The sequence below is a fragment of the Streptomyces sp. NPDC054863 genome (genome assembly GCF_053610825.1).
In genome coordinates, this window is sequence record NZ_JBSGZD010000132.1 from 1 (window position 1) to 20,162 (window position 20,162).

At 72.5% G+C, this 20,162-nt stretch carries 4 protein-coding genes; all 4 read right to left on the reverse strand.

The annotated features are described in order from the left end of the window. Positions 1-166: 166 nt before the first annotated feature. The 4 genes from ACWGIG_RS22560 to ACWGIG_RS22575 all read right to left on the reverse strand — a co-directional run bounded on the left by ACWGIG_RS22560 (position 167) and on the right by ACWGIG_RS22575 (position 20,159). Positions 167-1,276, reverse strand: a complete 1,110-nt coding sequence (locus ACWGIG_RS22560; RefSeq protein ID WP_453323438.1) for an alpha-hydroxy acid oxidase — start codon at positions 1,274-1,276, stop codon at positions 167-169. Then, positions 1,273-2,409: a 4-hydroxyphenylpyruvate dioxygenase gene (hppD, locus tag ACWGIG_RS22565; protein WP_453323439.1), complete on the reverse strand. Its 1,137-nt coding sequence runs from the start codon at positions 2,407-2,409 to the stop codon at positions 1,273-1,275. Before hppD ends, ACWGIG_RS22560 begins: the two co-directional genes overlap by 4 nt. Before the next feature lie 154 nt (positions 2,410-2,563). Continuing rightward, positions 2,564-2,788: an MbtH family protein gene (locus tag ACWGIG_RS22570; protein ID WP_453323440.1), complete on the reverse strand. Its 225-nt coding sequence runs from the start codon at positions 2,786-2,788 to the stop codon at positions 2,564-2,566. A gap of 58 nt (positions 2,789-2,846) precedes the next feature. Beyond that, complete coding sequence (locus ACWGIG_RS22575) at positions 2,847-20,159, reverse strand: non-ribosomal peptide synthase/polyketide synthase (protein WP_453323441.1); 17,313 nt, start codon at positions 20,157-20,159, stop codon at positions 2,847-2,849. Between the last annotated feature and the right edge of the window lie 3 nt (positions 20,160-20,162).

A 20,162-nucleotide genomic window follows, 5' to 3' on the forward strand; every position in this document is an offset into this window, starting at 1 on the left:
CAGCGCACGGTGTACGTGCTCGACGTCGTGGAAACCCTCGTACGGCGTCCGTCCCGGCCGCGAGCGAGAGCGCCCGGTGTGGCGTCAGGCGATCTCGTTCAGGAAGTTCATCGAGTCCAGCGGGGGTCGCCGACGACTTCGTGCAGATCGGTGAGCGGGGTGGTGACTACGTCTCACCGCCGCCCTGCCGTACCGTCCGCAACTGGCCGGCGGCGGTGGGATCGGGGCATCCGGCCAGTGTCAGGGCCTGCTCCAGTTCCTCCTGGAGCAGGTGGAGAACCCGGCTGACGCCCGCCTGTCCGCCCACCGCCAGACCCCACAGGGCGGGACGGCCCAGCAGCACTCCGTCGGCCCCCGACGCCAGTGCCCTGAGCACATCCGTGCCGCTGCGTATCCCGCTGTCGAGGAGCACCTCGCAGCGTCCGCCCACCGCCGCAGCGACCGCGGGCAGCGCGTCGAGAGCCGGTACGGCACCGTCGAGCTGGCGGCCTCCGTGGTTGGAGACGATCACTGCGTCCACCCCGTGGTCGACGGCACGCCGGGCGTCGTCGGGGTCCAGCACTCCCTTGAGTACGAGCGGAAGGCACGTGCGTGCGCGCAGCCGGTCCAGGTCGGCCCAGGACAGCGCGGGGTCGACGAGGTGTCCGGTCTGCGCGGCGACGGCGCTCACCCCGCTCCGCGCGGTCGCCGGAACACCGTCGGGGCGGTCGCCGAAGTGCACGGCCGAGACGCCGTCCGGCAGGGTGAAGCCGCCCCGCATGTCCGCCAGCCGGCGTCCCATGCGGGGGGTGTCCACAGTCAGGACCAGGGCGCGGCAGCCGGCTTTCTCCGCCCGCCCCACGATCTCCTCGGTGAGGTGGCGGTCGCGCAGCCAGTACACCTGGAACCAGAGGGCGGCACCGGTGGCGGCGAGTTCTTCGACAGGGACGCTGCTGAAGGTGCACGCGGTGAAGGGGATGCCGGCGTTGGCGGCCGCGCGGGCCGTGGCGAGTTCGCCGTCGGGGTGGACCGCCCGCTGGTAGGCCATCGGGGCGACGGCGACGGGCATGGCACTGGGTTCGCCCAGGAGCGGCCGGACCGTGCTGGTGACGGAGACGCCGGACAGCACCCGCGGGACGAGATGGAGCCGGTCGAACGCGGCCCGGTTGGCGCGGAGGGTGACTTCCGTGCCCGCCGCGCCGTTGATGAACCGCTCCACGCCGGCGGGCAGGAGGCCTGCCGCCAGTGCCTCCGCATCCGCGGGCGTGAGGATGTCCGCGAGGGTCGGAGCCGTCATCGGGCGCTCTGCCCGGCGGACCGGTGATCGGCCTGCACGGCCTGCGCCGCCTGGACCGCCTGCACCGCCTCGTAGAGGGCGCGGACATTGCCTCCGCCGAAGGAGTCGGCGCCAATGCGCTCGATGATCTCGAAGAAGAGGGTCCGCCGGGGGTGAACGGTCCGGGTGAAGATCTGGAACAGCTGACCGGCGTGGTCCTCATCGGCGAGGATGCCCGCGTCGCTCAGGTCGGCGAGGGAGTGGTGGTCCAGGTCGAGTCGGTCCGCCAGCCGCTCGTAATAGGTGTCGGGAGTGCTGAGGAAGACCGTGCCGAGCTTGTCGAGCACGGCGACCGAACGGACGATGTCCTCGGTCGAGAAGGCCAGGTGGTGCACGCCCCCGCTGCCGTGCCGCTCCAGGAAGTCGCCGATGTGGCCGGCGTCGTGGTCGGAGCTGGGCGCCAGGACGGTGAAGGTGAGGTCGCCCGCGGGACTGCGCACGGCCTTGGAGTCCATCGCCTCGGTGCCCTGGACCATCAGCTCCTCGTAGACGCTCACGTAGCCGAAGGCCCGCTCGTAGTAGCCGGTGCTTTCGGCGAGGCCGCCCGTGGGGACGCTGACCGCCACGTGGTCCAGCGTGGTGAGCCCCGGCGTCTCGGCCGGAACGGGGACCGGATCGCTCACGAGGACGAACCCGGGGAGAGGCAGGAAGGTGTCGTCTTCCTGGCCTCCCGTGACCGGCCGTTGGACGAGGGTGTGGCGCACGTCGTCGAAGCCTGCCGCGAGCACGGCGGTGGTCCAGCCGTCCTGCTCGCGCGGCCCGTCGAGCGCCACGGCGGTGCGGGCGACGGCCTCGTCGAACGCGGACCTGACGTCCGGTGCGGTCAGGGCGATGTCGGCGATGCCGTCGCCGTGGCGCGCCACGTAACCGGCGGCGGGGTGGCTCTCGTTCAGGGCCTCGGTCACCACCAGGACCATGCCGCCCTGTCGCAGGGCCAGGGAACGCGAGACGCCCGGGGTTCCGCCGGTCGCATAGATCTGGAAGCCGTAACCGTCGACGAAGGCCTCGGCCGCCGCGGCGGCGTCCGCGACGCACATCTCGACGTGGCTCAGGGTCAGGGTGTGCGTGCTCGGGTGTTCGGCCGTGTCGGCCATGTCTGCCGTTCCTTTCGTGCTGCGTACGCCGCGCGGGACGCCGTGTACGCCGTGCTGGGTGTGAAGTGCCGGACGGCGAGGTGCCGGGCGGCGAGGTGCGAAGTGCTTCGTACGGGTGCGGGGGGGGGCGGTCCGGGGCGGCCGCTTCAGTGGGTCAGGCTCCGGCGTCGGCCCCGGCCATGGCGTCGGCCAGGCTCTTCGGGCGCATGTCCGTCCAGTGCTTTTCGACGTGGTCGAGGCACTCCTGACGGCTGGAGGCCGGCAGCGCGACGGTCCAACCGGCGGGAACTTCGGCGAAGACCGGCCACAGGGAGTGCTGGCCCTCGCCGTTGACGAGGACGAGGTACTGGGCGTCGGCGTTCTCGAAGGGGTTGCTCATCGTTGTCCGTTCCTTGTTCCGGGTTTCCGGGTTTCCGGGTGGTGAGTTGCGGTCGGGGTCAGAGGGTGAGGTCGGGGAGGGGCCGTCCCAGGCGCTGGGCCAGCGCGTGGCCGATCTCGGTGAGGGGACGGGGCCTGGTCATGTCGTGGTGCCCGCAGGCGACGCCGTACGTCTCCAGTCGTCCGGTGACATGCGGGGCCCACACCTCGGGCGTGGGTGCGCCGTCGGGCCGTTCGAGTTCGGCGGTGAAGAGCAGCATGTCGCCGTCGTAGCGCCCGGGGACGTGTTCCCTCATCAGACGCGCGTTGTTGGCGGCCACCTCCGGGAGCGCACGCAGAGTGTGGGCCGGGAGGTCGCCGAGCGGTCCGCCACCACGGCGCATGATCTCGCGGACGGTGTCAGCGGTCCGGGCCCGGCCGGCGGCCGGCTCGGGGACCTCGTGGCCGAGGAAGCGGGCCAGTCGTGTCAGGACCTCCGCCTCGTCCGTCGGCGACTCGGGCCGGTCCCCCGTCCGGGCCGCGGCGGCGCCGGACGGGAAGGAGTCGAGCAGGGTCAGTGACGCCACGCTCTCGCCGCGTTCGCGCAGCCGCACTGCCATCTCGTGGACGACGAGACCGCCGAAGGACCAGCCCAGCAGGTGGTAGGGCCCGGTGGGGCGCACCTCGCGCAGGCGGGCGAGGTAGTCCTCGGCCATCTCGCCGATGGAGCCGGGCAGCCGCTCCTCGCGGGCAAGCCCCCTGGCCTGCAGGCCGTAGACGGGCTGGTCCCTGCCGAGCCACCGGATCAGACCCGAGTACGGCCAGCTCAGTCCGGCCCAGGGGTGCACACAGAACAGCGGCGGGCGGCTGCCGGCCCGGTGCAGTGGCAGCAGCACCTCCAGCGCACCCTGCGCCTGCTCCGTCCGCTCCGGGGCGTCCGGTTCCGGCGCCCGGTCCCGGCCGGTCCGCAGACGTACCGCGAGCGCTTCGGGGGTCGGGGCGTCGAACAGCGCGCGGACTCCCAGGTCCGTGCCGAGGGCGGCGCGGACGCGGCCCATGAGTCGCACGGCGAGCAACGAGTGGCCCCCCAGGTCGAAGAAGCTGTCCTGCGGACCCGCCCGGTGCACACCGAGGACCTCGGCGAACAGCGAGCAGAGCAGCTCCTCCTCGGCGTTCCGGGGCGGGCGCCCGTCCTGGGAGGCGGTGAACCGGTGGGCCGGCAGCGCCTTGGCGTCCAGCTTCCCGTTCGCGGTGAGCGGCAGGGACTCCAGGGACACGACAGCCGTGGGCACCATGAACTCGGGCAGGCTGTCACCGGCATGGCGGCGGACACCGTCGGTGTCGACCGATGCGGCCGGCACTCCAGGAGCGGGCACCGTGTACGCGATCAGCCTCGCCTCGCCCCGCTCGTCCGCCCGCAGCACGACAGCAGCCTCTGCGACGTCCCGGTGGGCCCGCAGGACCGCCTCGATCTCGCCGGGCTCGACCCGGGCGCCCCGCACCTTGAGCTGCTGGTCGGCCCGGCCGAGGTAGACGAGTGAGCCGTCCGGCCCCCGTCGCACGAGGTCGCCGGTGCGGTACATCCGGCCGCCGTCCGGATCGAACGGGTCGGCGACGAAACGTTCCGCGGTGAGGCCGGGCCTCCCGTGGTAGCCGCGTGCCAACTGGACGCCGGCCAGGTGCAGTTCGCCGGTGACGCCGGGCGGCACGGGACGCAGGGCGGTGTCCAGTACGTACAGCCGGGTGTTCCAGACCGGGCGCCCGATCGGGACCGGCCCGGTGGCGCCCCTCTCGTGTTCCCAGTGCGTGACGTCCACTGCCGCTTCGGTCGGTCCGTACAGGTTGTGCAGCCGGGCCTTCGGCAGTACGGCGTGGACCCGGTAGGCGAGGTCCGCGGGGAGCGCCTCACCGCTGCACAGCATCCGGCGCAGTCCGGTGCACCGCCCGGTGACGGGTTCATCGAGGAAGGCCCGCAGCATCGACGGTACGAAGTGCACGGTGCTCACGCCTTGCGTGCGGATCAGTTCGGCGAGGGCGGCGGGGTCGCGGTGGGCGCCGGGCGGGGCGATGACGGTCGTCGCCCCGGCGATCAGTGGCCAGAACAGTTCCCACACCGACACGTCGAAGCCGGCCGGAGTCTTGTGGAGCACCCGCTCGCCGGGGGTGAGCCCGTACTGGTGCTGCATCCACAGCAGGCGGTTGACGACGGCCTCGTGGGAGACGGTGACGCCCTTGGGCCGCCCGGTCGAGCCGGAGGTGTGGATGACGTAGGCGGGGTTGCGCGGGTCGGGGCCCGGTCCCCGGAGCGGCGGGCGGTCCCCGGCCCGCTCGTCCCCGTCCACGACGAGGAACGGCAGGTCCGCGGGCAGCGGGGCCCCGGCGACCGTCTCCCGGGTGACGAGTGTGCACACCGGCGCGGTGTCCTCCAGCAGCAGGGCGACGCGCTCGGCCGGCAGGCCGGGCTCGACGGGCACGTAGGCGGCGCCCGTCTCGACGACCGCCAGCACGGCGACGACGAGTTCGGCCGACCGGGGCACGGCGACCGCGACCCGGCTCTCCGGGCCGGCGCCGAGTGCCCGCAGCCGCGAGGCCAGGGCCAGGACCCGGGCCGAGAGTTCGCCGTACGTGGTCGGCCGCCCCGCATCGAGGAGAGCCACCGCGTCCGGCGTGCGGGCCGCCTGGGCCGCGAAGAGGCCGGGCAGCGTGGTACGCGGCACGTCCACAGCCGTGTCGTTCCCGTCCGCCGTGGCCGGATCAGTGCCCTCTTCGGCGCCGAGCGCCGCGAGCGCGCCGAGCCTCGCGAGCGGCCGCGTGGCCATCTCGTGCAGCAGCACGGCCAGCCTGTCGGCCGCCCCGGTGACCGTCCCGGGCCCGAAGGCGGCCGGCTGGTGGCCGAGCCGCAGGGTGAGGCCGTCGCCCTCGTGCACGATGAGACTCAGCGGGTAGTGGGTCGCGTCCCTGCCCTTTACGCCGGTCGGCCTGAGCGTGCCGCTGTCGGTCTGTGCGAACGACGCACGGTCGACGGGGTAGTTCTCGAACACGATCAGGGTGTCGAAGAGCGTGGAGTGGCCGGAGAGCCTGGTGATCTCGCTCAGCCCGAGGTGCTGGTGGGTGATCAGGGACGCCTGCGCCGACTGGAGCCGGGACAGTGTGTCCAGGACGGTCGCCGCCGGATCGAGGGCGACGCGTACCGGCAGCGTGTTGATGAACAGCCCCACCATCGATTCGATGCCGGCGACCTCCGGTGGCCGGCCGGCCACGGTCGCACCGAAAACGACGTCGTCGCGCCCGGTGAGGCGGCCGAGCAGCAGGGCCCACGCCCCCTGGACGAGGGTGTTGACCGTCAGTCCGCGTTCGCGGGCGAGGCGGCGCAGTGCGGCGACGGTCGCGGCCGGGAGTTCCCGCGTGACGTGGCCCGGTTCGGCGGTCGCCGCCGCGGGCGCTTCCGGGGCGATCAGGGTCGGTCCCGGCAGCCCGGCCAGTTCGGCCGCCCACGCTTCCCGTGCCGACTCCCGGTCCTGGGTGGCCAGGAAGGTGAGGTAGTTCCGGTAGGGCGTCACCCGGGGCAGCCGGGCCGCGGAGCCGCCGGCCGCGGAGAGGCCGAGCACTTCGCGGAGCAGTACGGGCATGGACCAGCCGTCGAGCAGGATGTGGTGCGGGGTGAATACGAGTCCGTGCCGCTCCTCGTCGAGCCTCACCAGCGCCAGGCGCAGCAGTGGGGAGTGTGCCAGGTCGAACCGGCGGGTCCGCTCTTCGGCGGCGATGCGGTCCAGTGCGGCCGTTCGCTCCGCCGGGTCGATGGCCGACAGGTCGGCGGTGCGCCAGGGCAGGGCGGGGCCTTGGGTGACGATCTGGACCGGCTCGTCGGTGAGGTCGTGGACGAAGGCGGTACGCAGGTTGGCGTGCCGGTGCAGCACCGCCGTCCAGGCGTTCCGCATGGTCTCCGCGTCCAGCGGGCCCGTGAGTTCCAGGACGAGTTGTGCGGTGTAGACGTCGGTGGCCCCGGTGTCGTAGAGCGCATGGAAGAGGAGCCCTTCCTGAAGCGGGGAGAGCGGGAGGACGTCCTCCAGGCCGGGGTAGGCCTGTTCCAGGCGTTCGACGTCGCTCTGGGAGAGGGTGACGAGGGGGAAGTCGGAGGGCGTGTGCCCGCCCGTCCCCTCCGGGGCGCAGGCCAGGCTCTCCAGGGCCTGCTGCCAGAGGCGGGCCAGTTCGCGTATCGCGTCCTGGTCGAGCAGGCCGGTGGCGAAGGAGAACGTCGCGGTCAGGACGGGCCCGTCGGGGCCGTCCACGGCGACGGCGTTGATGTCCAGCGCATGCGGCAACGGGGTGTCGGGGGACGGGCCGCCGAGACCGGGGTGGTTCTCCAGGGACCACACGCCGGAGTCGGCGGCGGTTCCCTCAGAGGTCCGGCCGAGGTAGTTGAAGCCGATCTGCGGGCGGGCGGCCTGCCCGAAGAGCGGAGCGGTCTGCGGATTGAGATGACGCAACAGCCCGTAACCGGAACCGTTGCCCGGCACCGCCCGCAACTGCTCCTTCACCCGCTTCACCGCGTCCGCCGGATCGTCACCCTCCACGCTCAGCCGTACCGGATGGACCTGGGTGAACCAGCCCACCGTCCGCGACAGATCGATATCGGTCCGGTCGGTGTCCCGGCCGTGACTCTCCAGGTCCACCAGCACACCGCCCCCGGCCACCACGCCCCTGGCCGCACGCCACTGCGCCACCGCCAGGGCGAGAGCACCCAGCAGCACATCATTCACACCACCGTGGAACCCGGCCGGAACAGCAGTCAGCAACGCACCCGTCACCGCCGCCGGCAACGACACCGTCACCCCCTCCGACGTGCCCACCGTGTCCCGCACCGGATCCAGCACCCGCGAACCGAGCGGCGGCTCATTGCCCGCCGACAGCTCCGTCCAGTACGGCAACTCCTCCAGCAGGGACGGGTCCTGAGCATGTTCGGCGAGCAGTCCCGCCCAGCGCCGCAACGACGTACTCACCGGATCCAGCCGCACGGGCTCACCCGCCGCCACCGACTCCCACGCCTGCCGCAGGTCCGGCAACAGCACCCGCCACGACACCCCGTCCACCACCAAGTGATGCACCACCACCAGCAATTGACCGGAAGCGCCGGGACCCGCGTCGAACCACACCACCTGCACCATGACACCCGCACCGGGGTCCAGTCGGCCCACCGCCGCAGCCGCCTCCACCGCCACCACAGCACTGGCAGCGTCAACCCGGCGCACACACCCGGACGCGTCCACCGCACCACGCCCGGCGACGCTCAGATTCCACTCCCCGTCCAACCGGGACCGCAACGCATCATGATGATCAAGCAACGCCTGCACCGCCCCCGTCAGCCGCTCCACCCCCAGCCCCGCAGGGACCCGCACCAGCACCGACTGCTGAAAACCGTCCACCGTGCCACGCCACTCACGCAGCCACCGCATCACCGGAGTCAACACAACCCCGCCCGTACCCACGTCGTCCGTCCCCGGCTCCGGCGTCTCGTCCGCGCGTCGGCAGACCGCGGCCAGTGCCGCGACCGTCTGCTGTTCGAACACGTCACGAGGCGTCAGTACCAGCCCGGCCCGCCGGGCCCGGCTCACCAACTGGATCGACATGATGCTGTCCCCACCCAGCGCGAAGAACCCGTCCTCCACACCGACCCGGTCGAGACCCAGAACGTCCGCGAACAGGGCGCACAGGGCCTGCTCCACAGGGGTACGCGGCTCACGGCCGCCGCCCACCGCGGAACCGAAGTCGGGTGCGGGCAGGGCCGCGCGGTCGACCTTGCCGTTGGACGTCACCGGGAGGGTCCCGAGCGTCATGATCTCGGAGGGGACCATGTAGTCGGGCAGCCGTTTCGCCACCAGGTCGCGGAGCAGTTCCGGGTCGCACACGCGGCCCGGTTCGAGAACGACGTACCCGACGAGGTGCTTGCCGCCCGACGGCGCCTCGTGGACCAGGACCACGGCGTCGACGACGCCCTCCTGCTCGCCGAGCACGCCCTCGATCTCGCCCGGTTCTATCCGGAAGCCCCGGATCTTGACCTGGTCGTCCGCCCGGCCCAGGAACTCCAGCACCCCTTCCCGCGTCCAGCGGACCAGGTCGCCGGTCCGGTACATCCGGGCGCCGACCGGGCCGAACGGGTCGGCGACGAAGCGTTCGGCGGTGAGCCCCGGCCGGTGGACGTAGCCACGGGCGAGGGCGTCGCCCGCGAGGTGGAGCTCGCCCACCACGCCCGGCGGGACCGGCCGCAGGACGTGGTCCAGCACGTAGGCGCGCATGCCGTCGCGGGCGCGGCCGATCGGTACGGACGTCGGCACGCCGGCGGGGTCGCGCAGGGTGTGATGGGTGGCGAAGAGGGTGATCTCGGTGGGGCCGTAGATGTCACTGACCGCCGTGTCCGGGCAGGCTTCCAGTACTCGCCGTACCGAAGCCGACGTCACCACGTCCCCGCCGGTCAGTACCTCCCGTACGCCCTCCAGGCAGCCGGGGTCCTCCTCCGCGACCACCCGGAACAGGCCTGCGGTCAGCAGCAGGGACGTCACGCCGTGCGTGCGGACCGTGCGGGCCAGCGTCGGGACGTCCAGCTCGCCGGGGGGCGCGACCACGACCTGTCCGCCGTTCAGCAGCGGCATCCACAGCTCGTAGGTGGACGGGTCGAAGCCGTAGGGCGAGTGCAGCAGCACCCGGTGCGGGGAGCCGCCGTCGTTCCAGCGGCGGTCGGTGGCCAGACTCACCACACCGCGGTGGGTGATCTCCACGCCCTTGGGCTCACCGGTGGAGCCGGACGTGAACATCACATAGGCGGCACTGTCCGGCAGCACCCGGGCGTACGGAACACCGTCCGGACCCTCGTACGGCAGATCGCCGACCACCAGAACGCTTCCGACACCGGGCAGTTCTCCGGCCGTGGCCTCGTGGGTGACATCGGTGAGCACCACCGACGCCCCTGCCTGCCGCACCATCACAGCGAGCCGGGCCGACGGGAGACGGGCATCCAACGGTACGTACACACCACCGGCCTTCAACACCGCCAACACCGCCACCACCACCTGCGGCGACCGCTCCATCAACAACGCCACCCGCGTCTCCGGCCTCACACCCGAACCCACCAGCCACCCCGCCAGCCGGTCCGCCCGCACCTCCAACTCCCGGTACGACCACACCCCACCGTCCCAACGCACCGCCACCGCATCCGGCACACACGCCACCCGCGCCGCGAACATCTGGGCGATGCCCGCCTCCTCCTTCACGGTGTCGGCGGCGGTCTCGTTCCAGTCGGTCAGCATCCGTCGCCGTTCTCCGGGAGCGAGGGTGTCGATGGAGGCGAGGTGACGGTTGGGGTCCGCCACGAACTGCTGCAGGAGCGCGACGAGAAGATCCGCGAGCGAGCCCGCCGCGTCCCTCGTGAACAGGTGCGGCAGGTAGTGCAGCCGCAGCCACATGTCGTCGTCCCGTTGCCCGGCGGCCAGCGTCAGCGGGTAGTGGGTGGCGTCGTGGATCAGCGTCTCGGTGACCGTCAGGCCGGTGGCCGCGACGCGGCCCCGCTCGACGGGGTAGTTCTCGAAGACCACGAGCGTGTCGAAAAGCCGCTGCTGTCCGGACAGCCGGTTGATGTCGCTCAGCCCGAGGTGCTGATGGGGCATCAGGTCGGACTGCGCCCGCTGTACCCGCTGCAACAGGTCGAGCAGTGGCTCGCCGGGGTCGAGCGCGACCCGGACCGGAACGGTGTTGATGAAGAGGCCGGCCATGGACTCGATGCCGGGTATCTCCGGCGGGCGTCCGGACACGGTCGTGCCGAAGACCACGTCGTCGCGCCCGGTCCGCCCCGCGAGCAGCAGGGCCCAGGCCGTCTGGACGAGGGTGTTGACGGTGAGCCCGTGGTCGCGGCCGAGCCGGCGCAGGGCGTCGGCGGTCTCCCGGGGGAGCTCGGCCTCGATCCGGACCGGCGGGAGCGCGGTGTCGGCGGGGGCGGCCCCGGCGAGCAGCGTCGGTTCCCCGAGTCCGGCCAGTGCGGCCGTCCAGGCGGTGCGGGCAGCGTCCTTGTCCTGCGCGTTCAGCCAGGTCAGGTACTGCTTGTAGGGGGTGACGCGGGGCAGCGTCACGTCCTCGCCGTCGGCCGCGTACAGGGCGAACAGTTCACGGGCCAGCACGGGTACGGACCAGCCGTCGAAGAGGATGTGGTGGTTGGTCAGGACGAGGCGGTGTTCGGTGTCGGACAGCCGGACCAGGACGACCCGGATCAGCGGGGCCTCGGACAGGTCGAGCCGGCGGCCGTGTTCCTCGGCAGCGACGGCGTCGGCCCCGGCAGCGCGTTCGTGGGCGGGGGCCGAGGCCAGGTCGACGGTACGCCAGGGCAGGCGCGGGTCGCGGACGACGATCTGCAAGGGGCGTGCGGCGACGCCGTGGACGAACGCGGCACGCAGGTTGGGGTGCCGGCGCAGGAGTTGGTTCCAGGCGCGGCGCAGCAGCGCCTCGTCCAGGGCTCCTTCCAGGCCGATGCTGAGCTGGGCGGTGTAGACGTCGGGGCGCTCCTGGTCGTACACCGCGTGGAAGAACATCCCTTCCTGGAGCGGGGAGAGCGGGAGGACGTCCTCCAGGCCCGGGTGGGACGACTCCAGTCGTTCGACGTCGTCCTGGGAGAGGGTGGCGAGCGGGAAGTCGGAGGGGGTGTGGCCGCCCGATCCGGGCGGGGCGGCGGCCAGGGTCTCCAGCGCACGTTGCCACAGGCCGGCCAGTTCGCCCACCTCCTCCTCACCGAGCAGTCCGGCGGCGTAGGAGAAGGTCGCGGTCAGGACGGGGCCGTCCGGACCGTCCACGGCGATGGCGTTGATCTCCAGCGGGTGCGCCACCGGGGTGCGGGGTCCGGCCGGCCCGGGGCGGCCGACCGGGACCCAGTGCGCGGGGCCCGGTGCCGTGGAGCCCATGCGGCCCAGGTAGTTGAACCCGATCTGCGGCCGGACGGTGAGGGCCGCCGCGGTCGGATCGGTCGGATCGGCCGGGTTGTCCGACGCGGTCGCCGCGGTCGGATCCGTCGGATCGGTCGGGGTGATACGGGAGGTGAGGTAGCGGAGGAGCCCGTAGCCGGAGCCGTTGCCGGGCACTGCCCGCAACTGCTCCTTCACCCGCTTCACCGCGTCCGCCGGATCGTCACCCTCCACACTCAGCCGCACCGGATGCACCTGCGTGAACCAGCCCACCGTCCGCGACAGATCCACATCGGCCCGATCGGTGTCCCGGCCGTGACCCTCCAGATCCACCAGCACACCCCCCTCGGCCACCACACCCCTGGCAGTGCGCCACTGCGCCACCGCCAGGGCAAAAGCACCCAGCAGCACGTCGTTCACACCACCGTGGAACCCGGCGGGAACGGTGGACAGGACCGCAGAGGTGTGCGCCGGCGACAGACCCACCACGAGTCTCCGCACGGTGTCGGTCGTGTCTTCGCGCGGGTCAAGATCGCGGGATCCGAGCGGCGGCTCATTCCCCCCCGACAGCTCCGTCCAGTACGGCAACTCCTCCAGCAGGGACGGGTCCTGAGCATGTTCGGCGAGCAGTCCCGCCCAGCGCCGCAGCGACGTACCCACCGGATCCAGCCGCACCGGCACACCCGCCGCCACCGACTCCCACGCCAGCCGCAGATCCGGCAACAGCACCCGCCACGACACCCCGTCCACCACCAAGTGATGCACCACCACCAGCAATTGACCCGACTCACCAGGACCCGCGTCGAACCACACCACCTGCACCATCACACCCGCACCCGGATCCAACCTCCCCACCGCCGCAGCCGCCTCCACCGCCACAGCAGCCCCGGCATCCACCCGACGCACACACCCGGACGCGTCCACCGCACCACGCCCGGCGACGCTCAGATTCCACTCCCCGTCCAACCGGGACCGCAACGCATCATGATGATCAAGCAACGCCTGCACCGCCCCGGTCAGCCGGTCTTCTCCCAGCCCCGCAGGGACCCGTACCAGCACCGACTGCTGAAAACCGTCCACCGTGCCACGCCACTCACGCAGCCACCGCATCACCGGAGTCAACACAACCCCGCCCGTACCCACGTCACATACCTGGGGCACGTGCTGTCCGCCCGAGTCGCCGCACAGCTCCGCCAGCCTCGCCACGGTCTGCTGCTCGAACACGTCGCGCGGGGTGAACACCAGCCCGGCCCGCCGGGCCCGGCTCACCAACTGGATCGACATGATGCTGTCCCCGCCCAGCGCGAAGAACCCGTCCTCCACACCGACCCGGTCGAGACCGAGCAGTTCGGCGACGGTCGCACACAGGAACTTCTCGTGCTCCGTGCGCGGCTCGCGCCCCGGAGCACCGTCGGCCCCGACGGGTCCTGGCAGCGGCAGGGCTGCCCGGTCGACCTTCCCGTTGCTGGTCAGCGGCAGTTCGTCCAGGACGAGCAGGGTGTGGGGTACCGCGTACTCGGGGAGCTGTGCGGCGGCGAGCGTGCGGATGCGGTCGGTGTCCAGGGCACGGCCCGGCTCGGGCACCAGGTATCCGGCCAACTGCTTGGCGCCGGAGGGTGCCCGGTGGAGCAGGGCGACGGAGTCCGCCACCCCTTCCTGGGCGTCCAGGAAGGCTTCGATCTCGCCCAGTTCGATCCGGAAGCCCCGGATCTTGACCTGGTCGTCCGCCCGGCCCAGGAACTCCAGCACCCCTTCCCGCGTCCAGCGGACCAGGTCGCCGCTGCGGTACATCCGCTCCCCCGCGGGGCCGAACGGATCGGCGACGAATTGCGTCGCGGTGATTCCCGGGTGGTCGAGGTACCCGCGGGCCAGCGCGTCACCGGCGATGTACAGCTCGCCGGGCGTGCCGGGCGGGACAGGCCGTAGCCGGCCGTCGAGCACGTAGACCCGCATGCGGTCGCGGGCCCGGCCGATGGGCATGGTGGCCGGGACCCGTTCCGCGTCGTGGACGGTGTGCCGGGTCGTGAAGACGGTGCTCTCGGTGGGGCCGTACACATCGGTGACGGCGGTCCCGGGGCAGTGTTCCAGCAGTCGGCGCACGGCGGCGGCCGGAACGACGTCTCCGCCGGTCAGCACCTCCCGGGTGCCTGCCAGGCAGCCGGGGTCCTCCTCCGCGACCACCCGGAACAGGCCTGCGGTCATGAGTACGGACGTCACGCCGTGCGTGCGGACAGTCCGTGCCAGCGTCGGGACGTCCAGCTCCCCGGGGGGCGCGACCACGAGCTGCCCGCCTTCCAGGAGCGGGGCCCAGATCTCGTACGTGGAGGAGTCGAAGCCGTACGGCGAGTGCACCAGGAAGCGGCACGTCGCCATTTCCCCGTCGAGGCAGCGGTCGGTCACCATGCTCAGCACACCGCGATGGGTGGTCTCCACACCCTTGGGCTCACCGGTGGAGCCGGACGTGAACATCACGTAGGCGGCACTGTCCGGCAGCACCCGGGCTTTCGGAGTGCGGACAGGTCCTTCGTACGGCAGGTCACCGACCACCAGGACGCTTCCGGCACCGGGCAGTTGTCGGGCCGAAGCCTCGTGGGTGGCATCGGCGAGCACCACCGACGCCCCTGCCTGCCGCATCATCACAGCGAGCCGGGCAGACGGCAGCCGGGCATCCAGCGGTACATACACACCACCGGCCTTCAGCACCGCCAGAACCGCCACCACCACCTGCGGCGACCGCTCCATCAACAACGCCACCCGCGTCTCGGACCCCACACCCGAACCCACACCCGAACCCGCCAGCCACCCCGCCAGCCGGTCCGCCCGCACCTCCAACTCCCGGTACGACCACACACCACCGTCCCAGCGCACCGCCACCGCATCCGGCGTACGCGCCACCCGCGCCGCGAACGCGGTGGGGAGGTCTGTGTCGATCGGGGGCAGGTCCGCGGGGTCGCCGTCCTCGTTCACGTCGGTGTTCCAGTCGACCAGGACGCGTTGCCGCTCGTCGGGTGTCATGAGGTCGAGGGCGCCGACGGCGATCCGCGGATCGTCGGCGAGCGTCTCGGCCAGCCGGACGAAGCGGTCGGCCAGTTCCTCCGCCTCCGGTGCGGTGAAGTGTCCGGGGGCGTACTCGATGCGGACCGTGAACCCTCCGTCCCGGGGGGCGGCCAGGAGCACGAGCGGGAAGTGGGTGGCCTCACGGGTCTCGGAGCGTTCCAGGACCAGTCCCGTGCCGGTCAGGGCGGTCGCCCGCGGGTCCACGGGGTAGTTCTCGAAGACCATGACCGCGTCGAAGAGCCGTGACAGCCCGCTGAGGCGGGTGACCTCGCTGAGGCCGAGGTGGTGGTGGGCCAACAGCCCGGCCTGTTCGTCCTGCAGCCCGTGCAGCATTGCCTCCACGGACTGGTCGGGGTCCAGCCGCGCCCGGACCGGAACGGTGTTGATGAACAGTCCGGCCATGGACTCGATCCCCGGGATCTCCGGCGGGCGGCCGGCGACCGTCGTGCCGAAGACGACGTCCGTGCGTCCGGTCAGTCCGCCGATCAGGAGCGCCCAGACGCCCTGCAGCACGGTGTTGAGGGTGAGGCCGCGGGATCTGGCCCAGGAGGCGAGCCGGGTGTCGAGTCCTTCGGGCAGCCGGGGGTGCACCCGGCCGGGCCGGTCCGCCTGGCCGGCCCGGTCCGCCGCCGGGGCCACCAGGGTGGGCTCCTCCAGCCCGGCCAGGGCACGGGTCCAGGCCGCACGGGTCTCCTGCGGGTCCTGGGCGGCGAGCCACTCCAGGTAGTGCGCGTACGGGGTGACCGGCGGCAGGGGTGCGTCGGTTCCGTCGGCGGCGTACAGGGCGAACAGATCGCGTGCCAGGACGGGCACCGACCAGCCGTCGAGCAGGAGGTGGTGGTGGGTCAGGATCAGCCGGTGCCGCTGCGGGCCGGTCCTGGCGAGGGCGGCGCGCAGCAGCGGCGGGCGGGCGGGGGTGAAGCCCACGGCATGCTCTTCGGCGGCGATGCGGTCCAGTGCGGCCGTTCGTTCCGCCGGGTCGAGGGCCGACAGGTCGGCGGTGCGCCAGGGCAGGGCCGGGTCCCTGGTGACGATCTGGACCGGCTCGTCGGTGAGGTCGTGGACGAAGGCGGCACGCAGGTTGGCGTGCCGGCGCAGCAGGGCCGCGCACGCGCGCCGCAGCCGGGGTTCGTCGAGGGGCCCTTCGAGGTCGAGACAGAGCTGCGGGGTGTAGAGGTCGCTCTCGCCGTCGTCGTAGAGCGCGTGGAAGAACAGTCCGTGCTGGAGCGGGGAGAGCGGGAGGATGTCTTCGAGGCCGGGGTAGGTCTGTTCCAGGCGTTCGACGTCGTCCTCGGAGAGGGTGACGAGGGGGAAGTCGGAGGGGGTGTGCCCGCCCGTTTCCTCCGGGGCGCGGGCCAGGTCCTGGAGGGCCTGCTGCCAGAGGCGGGCCAGTTCGCGTATCGCGTCCTGGTCGAGCAGCCCGGTGGCGTAGGAGAACGTCGCGGTCAGGACGGGCCCGTCGGGGCCGTCCACGGCGACGGCGTTGACGTCCAGGGCGTGCAGCAGTGGGGTGGCCGGGTCGGTGCCGGCGCCGAGACCTTGGGCGTCGTCGGCCACCGTCCAGTCGGCCGAGCCGGTGACCGTGGTGAGACGGCCGAGGTAGTTGAAGCCGATCTGCGGGCGGGCGGTCTGCCCGAAGAGCGGAGCGGTCTGCGGATTGAGATGACGCAACAACCCGTAACCGGAGCCATTGCCCGGCACCGCCCGCAACTGCTCCTTCACCCTCTTCACCGCGTCCGCCGGATCGTCACCCTCCACACTCAGCCGCACCGGATGCACCTGCGTGAACCAGCCCACCGTCCGCGACAAATCGACATCGGCCCGGTCGGAGTCCCGGCCATGACCCTCCAGATCCACCAGCACACCACCCTCGGCCACCACACCCCTGGCCACACGCCACTGCGCCACCGCCAGAGCAAAAGCACCCAGCAGCACGTCGTTCACACCGCCGTGGAACCCGGCCGGAACAGCGGTCAGCAACGCACCCGTCACCGCCGCCGGCAACGACACCGTCACCCCCTCCGACGTGCCCACCGTGTCCCGCACCGGATCCAGCACCCGCGAACCCAGCAACGGCTCACCACCCGCCAACAACTCCGTCCAGAACCCCAACTCCTCCAGCAGGGACGGGTCCTGGGCCCGCTCCCCCAACAACCCCGCCCAGCGCCGCAACGACGTACCCACCGGATCCAGCCGCACCGGCACACCCGCCGCCACCGACTCCCACGCCTGCCGCAGGTCCGGCAGCAGCACCCGCCAGGACACCCCGTCCACCACCAAGTGATGCACCACCACCAGCAATTGACCGGAAGCGCCGGGACCCGCGTCGAACCACACCACCTGCGCCATCACACCCGCACCGGGGTCCAACCGCCCCACCGCCGCAGCCGCCTCCACCGCCACCACAGCAGTGCCCGCATCGACCCGGCGCACCAGGCCGGACGCATCCACCGCACCACGGCCCGTGATCTGGAGGGCCCAGATGAGCCCGCCTGCCGAGCGGGTCAGCCGCAGCCGCAGTGCGTCGTGGTGGTCGAGCAGCGCCTGTACCGCCGCTGTGAGCCGGTCTTCTCCCAGTCCCGCCGGGACCCGGAGCAGCACCGACTGGTGGAAGGAGTCCACGGGGCCGCGCCGTTCACGCAGCCGGTGGACGATCGGGGTGAGTTCGACCGTGCCCGTCCCCTCGTCCCGGGCGCGGTCGGAGTCCCGTTGTCCGTCCACGGCACGGCAGGCCCCGGCGAGGGCGGCGACCGTCTGGTACTCGAAGACGTCGCGCGGCGTCAGTACCAGCCCGGCCCGCCGGGCCCGGCTCACCAGCTGGATCGACATGATGCTGTCCCCGCCCAGCGCGAAGAACCCGTCCTCCACACCGACCCGGTCGAGACCGAGGAGTTCGCCGAAGATCCCGCAGAGGGTCTCCTCGGCCGGCGTCCGCGGCGCCCGTCCGCCCGCGGCGGGTCCGAAGTCGGGGGCCGGCAGGGCTTTGCGGTCCGTCTTGCCGTGGGGGGTGACGGGCAGGGATTCGAGCACCGTGAACGCGGCGGGGACCAGGTACTCGGGAAGCCGTTCGGCTGCCTGGCGGCGCAGCCGCTCCGGGTCGAGGGTGTGGCCGGGCGCTGCCACCACGTAGCCGGCCAGGCGCTTGCCTCCGGCCGGGGCCTCGTGGGCCAGGACGACGGCGGCGGACACGCCGTCCAGCGTGCTGAGGGCGGCTTCGGCCTCGCCCGGTTCGACGCGCACCCCGCCGACCTTGACCTGGTCGTCGGTGCGGCCCGCGTAGTCGAGTGCCCCGTCCTCGGTCCAGCGGGCGAGGTCGCCGCTGCGGTACATGCGGGTGCCGGGCGGGCCGTACGGGTCGGCCACGAAGCTTTCCGCCGTCGCGGCCGGGCGCCCGTGGTAGCCCCGGGCAAGCTGGGCCCCGGCGATCCAGAGTTCGCCGGTCACGCCGGGGGGTACGGGGCGCAGGACGGCGTCGAGCACGTACAGCCGGGTGTTGCCGACGGGGCGCCCCAGCGGTGGTGCTCCTTCCCGGTCGCGGTCGCAGAGCCACCAGGTGACGTCCACGGTCGCCTCGGTCGGGCCGTACTGGTTGAACAGGGGCACCCCGGCCAGCACGTCGTGGAAGCGCCGGACCAGCTCGGCGGGCAGTGCCTCCCCGCCGGAGAACACGCGGCGCAGGCCGGTGCAGTGCGCGGCGGCCGGTTCGGCCAGGAACGCGCGGAGCACGGTCGGTACGAAGTGGACGGTCGTCACCTTCTCGGCCAGGACCAGTTCCACGAGACGGGCCGGGTCGCGGTGCGCCTCGGGGCCGGCGACGACGGTGGCGGCGCCGGAGAGCGCCGGCCAGAACAGTTCCCACACCGAGACGTCGAAGCCCGTGGACGCCTTGTGCAGCACCCGGTCGTCGGCCCGCAGCCCGTACTGCTCCTGCATGCCCCACAACCGGTTCAGGACGGCGCGGTGCGGTACGGCGACGCCCTTGGGGCGGCCGGTGGAACCGGAGGTGTGGATCACATAGGCGGTGCTGTCGGGGTGCGGTGCGCCGAACGGCCCCGGGATCCCGGCTGTGGCGCCGGCCGGGTCATCGGCCGGGTCCCCGGCCGTGGGAACCGTTACCACGGGCGCGGTCACGGTGGACGACAGCCGGGTGCGGGCGTCGTCCGTGGCCACCACGCAGAGCGGCTCGGTGTCCTGGAGGAGCAGCGCGACGCGTTCGGCGGGCAGGGCCGGATCGACCGGTACGTAGGCGGCACCTGCCCGCAGCACGGCGTACAGCGCCACGGCCAGTTCGGCCGAGCGCGGCAGGAACACCGCGACGCGGCTCTCCGGTCCGGCGCCGAGGGCGCGCAGCCGGTGCGCCAGCGCGGTGGCGCGGGCGTCGAGTCCGGCGTAGTCGAGCCGCTGGTCGCCGCAGACGACCGCCTCGGCGTGCGGGGTGCTCAGGGCCCGTTCGGTGAGCAGCTCGGGCAGTGTGGCGCGGGGTACGTCGACGGCGGTGTCGTTCCAGTCCGTGAGTACCTTGCGGGCCTCGTCCTCGGTCATGGTGGTGACGGAGGAGACGGTGCGGGCGGGGTCGTGCACGAAGGCCTCCAGCAGGCGGGTCCAGCAGTCGACGAGCCTGCGTACGGTCGTGCCGTCGAACAGGTCGGTGTGGTACTCGGCCCGGCCCTCGATGCCGTCCGGCGCCCCGTCGGGGGTGTGCCGTTCGGCCATGTTGAAGGAGAGGGCGAAGCGGGCGGTGGTGGCGCCGACCCGGATGACTTCGGCGTCGACGCCCGGCAGGTCCAGCGGGTCGCGGGACAGTTCCGGCTGGGCGCCGAGCATCACCTGGAACAGCGGGTTCCGTTGCAGGGAGCGGGTCACTCCCATGGCGTCGACCAGCCGCTCGAAGGGCAGGTCCTGGTGGCTGTAGGCGGCGAGACCGGTCTCCCGTACGCGGCGCAGGAGTTCGTGGAAGTCCGGGTCGCCGCTGGTGTCGGTGCGCAGGACGAGGGTGTTGACGAAGCAGCCGATCAGGCCGTCGAGCGACTCGTCGGTCCGGCCGGCCACGGCGGTGCCCAGCGGGATGTCGGTACCGGATCCGAGGCGGGTGAGCAGGGCGGCGAGCCCGGCCTGGAGGGTCATGAAGACGGTGGCCGCGTGCTCGCGGGCGAGTTCCGCGAGGCCGGCGTGGAGAGCGGCGGGCACCCGGAAGGTGAACGAGGCGCCGGGGGCGTCGCCTCCGGAGGCGTCGGCGGGACGGTCCGCCGGGAGGTCGATCCGGTCGGGCAGGCCGGTCAGTTGTCCGCGCCAGTGGGTGAGCAGCCGGGCCGCGTAACCGTCCTGGGCGGCGCCGCTCTCCTGGTCGTGCTCGCGCAGCAGGTCGTGCTGCCAGACGCTGTAGTCGGCGTACTGCACGGG